General features: G+C 58.3%; 3 protein-coding genes. 1 reads left to right on the top strand and 2 read right to left on the bottom strand.

Annotation, left to right across the window (positions count from 1 at the left end; genetic code table 11):
• Window positions 1-68: 68 nt before the first annotated feature.
• Both N1F91_RS30840 and N1F91_RS30835 read right to left on the bottom strand, forming a co-directional pair.
• Window positions 69-302 (bottom strand): hypothetical protein, encoded by a 234-nt coding sequence (locus N1F91_RS30840; protein WP_289997738.1) that lies wholly within the window; start codon window positions 300-302, stop codon window positions 69-71.
• Between the two features lie 2 nt (window positions 303-304).
• A complete protein-coding gene (locus tag N1F91_RS30835; RefSeq protein ID WP_289997737.1) occupies window positions 305-1,150 on the bottom strand; it encodes a hypothetical protein in 846 nt (281 codons plus the stop codon).
• A gap of 568 nt (window positions 1,151-1,718) precedes the next feature.
• Between N1F91_RS30835 and N1F91_RS30830 the strand changes: the two genes are divergently transcribed.
• Window positions 1,719-1,955: a type II toxin-antitoxin system ParD family antitoxin gene (locus N1F91_RS30830; protein WP_289997736.1), complete on the top strand. Its 237-nt coding sequence runs from the start codon at window positions 1,719-1,721 to the stop codon at window positions 1,953-1,955.
• Window positions 1,956-2,241 lie beyond the last annotated feature (286 nt).

The following is a 2,241-nucleotide window of genomic DNA, read 5'->3' as shown; positions in this document are numbered from 1 at the left end:
GGTGTGGCTCGCGCGATGTTGTCGGCAGGATTGGCCTAAGCAACCGAATCCTACGCCAAATCAACCGCTTATGCTACATCCGCCAGCCTTGCGAACACGCCGTCGTGAATAAGACGGGCTAACCTGCTCATTCGATCGGCGACATTTGCCAAGTTCGCTTGGTCGGCATCCGAGCCGACCGACAGACGCGCGGCCGCGATGTCGACATATGCGGCAGTCAATTCATCGACGAGTGAAGCCGGATTAAGACCTGGAAGCGGCGCTGCCGAGCGCACAAAATCAGCTGTGACCGGATCGAACATGGCTAAGGTACTGCCTGTAATTTGGCGACAACTTGCCCCGCGAGGTGGTCAAGATATTGACGCACATCTTGCATCGGCATCACTTCGGCAAGTCTCGCAGTAACATCTCCACCGGCTTGGTCGGCATAGCCATCGAATAGATGGCCATAGGTTCCGTTCTTTACCTGATCGTCGCCAGCCGTGAGCGCCACACGAAAGTTTCGGGCGCGCCCCCACACAATGCGCCCGATGGCAGTCTCGCGGTCCGCTTCTGTTAGCGACTTCAGGAGCGGTGTTATGGCATCGAGAACTTCGAGATCACGCTCTCCGGCAACGATCGCCTTCAGCTCCGGCCAAATACTGGAAGTCACGAGATTGCGTGGGGAAATCGACGCCTTATCCTCGCAAATCACAACACGGGTTAGATCGAGATTGGCGGTGTCCACCTCAACAAGGAAACCGTCAAAACCCTTATCTGCCTTGCGCACGTGCGGCGGTGAGGCTTCGGCAGAAGGGAATTGGAGTCGCGCTGCTATCCAAGAAATATGCTGGAAAAGTAGGCCATCTCTGTGGGCGATACGAGCATCCCGCGCCTTCTCCGCTTTCGCGCGTTTATCGTCGTCGGCACTTCCCAAGTCGGCAGCAATATCCGACAATTTGTATTGCAGAAGTGCGATGGCATTGTTTCTTACCGAACCGAAAAGCCCGGCAGCCCCAGGTTCTAAACCCAAAATGACGCGCTCTGCATGTGTTGGTTTGCGCAAGTAGAGCCAAGCCAACACATCGACGAAGCCCGCCTGTTCGACGACCTTCCAATGCGAAAGTACGCACGTGGCGTTGTCTGCAGCTTGAGAAAAAGCCAATGGCATCTGTTCGTGGAGCCCTCCCCCTATCTACTTAATGTTCGACAACCATGCCGTTCTACGATCTGTGATCTCCAATGGAGTTCTTATCAAACGCAAACGCAGAAAAAAGCATATGATGACGCTCTTCCACGACTTTTACTTGCCGGTCAATGAGAGCGAGCACGAACACGGCCTTCTACAGAGCCAGCGCATCGCTGGCCGAACGTCAGCTTTCTCACGTTCTCAACTAGGACAGGACAGTCCGCTGTCGGCCCCGTTCAAGCCAGAATCCAGATGCATTTCGGATGGCGGGTTTCAGGCCACGGACAAGCCAAGCTAAACGACCGCTATGGCGTCGTAATCTGCCATATACCGGCGATCCCCGAATCGGTCCGGTTTCTCCACACCTATTGGCAGGGTCGGACCTTCAGGAATCGGCTGCTTTTTCCCTACATACATCTGGTCGTATCGAACGCCGCGCTCCACCCGTTCCGCGCCGCCCCGGCTGGTCAGCGGTTCGTCGCGGTCGTATATGTGCTTGAGGTCACTCCGAGCGAGAGGACGTGCGATGTCATCAGGCGAGAAAGTCAGCGTGGCGTTGTCGCCGGAACTGGCGGCGATGGTGAAGGACGCGGTGGCGACGGGGCGTTATGCTTCTGCTGGCGAGGTGATCCGCGAGGCATTGCGCGACTGGCGCACCCGCGAGGACGTCCGCGAAATCGAGCGCGCGCGGTTGCAGGCGGCGTGGCGGCAAGGCATCGAGAGCGGGCCGGCGGCGCCGTTCGACCTGGACGCGGTGAAGTCGGCTGCGCGCGAAAGGTTCGGTTGAACCTACAGAAGAGCAAAAGCGCACGGACGTCACGGCCGCGCCGGTGGCCGTCATCCTCGGGCTTGTCCCGAGGATCTACCTGAGGTTGCTGGATGCGCCGATTCGGCCGTCGGCCGGCAACCTGAATGCTGCAAGCGCGGCAACGCTGGCAGATCCTCGGGACAGGCCCCATACGCGCTAACATAGCGTTGACGGTAGTTGCGCCGCGTGATTCGTTTGGCGCATGAATGATTCGCTGCACGCCATGAATTGGGACGAGCTGGTCGCGCGACTGGGCTCGGAGGAG

It is taken from the genome of Aquibium sp. ELW1220 (assembly GCF_030398385.1).
Lineage (GTDB): Bacteria > Pseudomonadota > Alphaproteobacteria > Rhizobiales > Rhizobiaceae > Aquibium.
Note: the sequence above shows the minus strand (reverse complement) of the source record. Positions and strands in the feature narration are given on the sequence as shown.

What these genes read in the sequence shown, in the direction of transcription:
- N1F91_RS30835 (WP_289997737.1), bottom strand. Translation starts at nt 1,150, where the DNA reads ATGCCATTGGCTTTTTCTCAAGCTGCAGACAACGCCACGTGCGTACTT.
- N1F91_RS30840 (WP_289997738.1), bottom strand. Translation starts at nt 302, where the DNA reads ATGTTCGATCCGGTCACAGCTGATTTTGTGCGCTCGGCAGCGCCGCTT.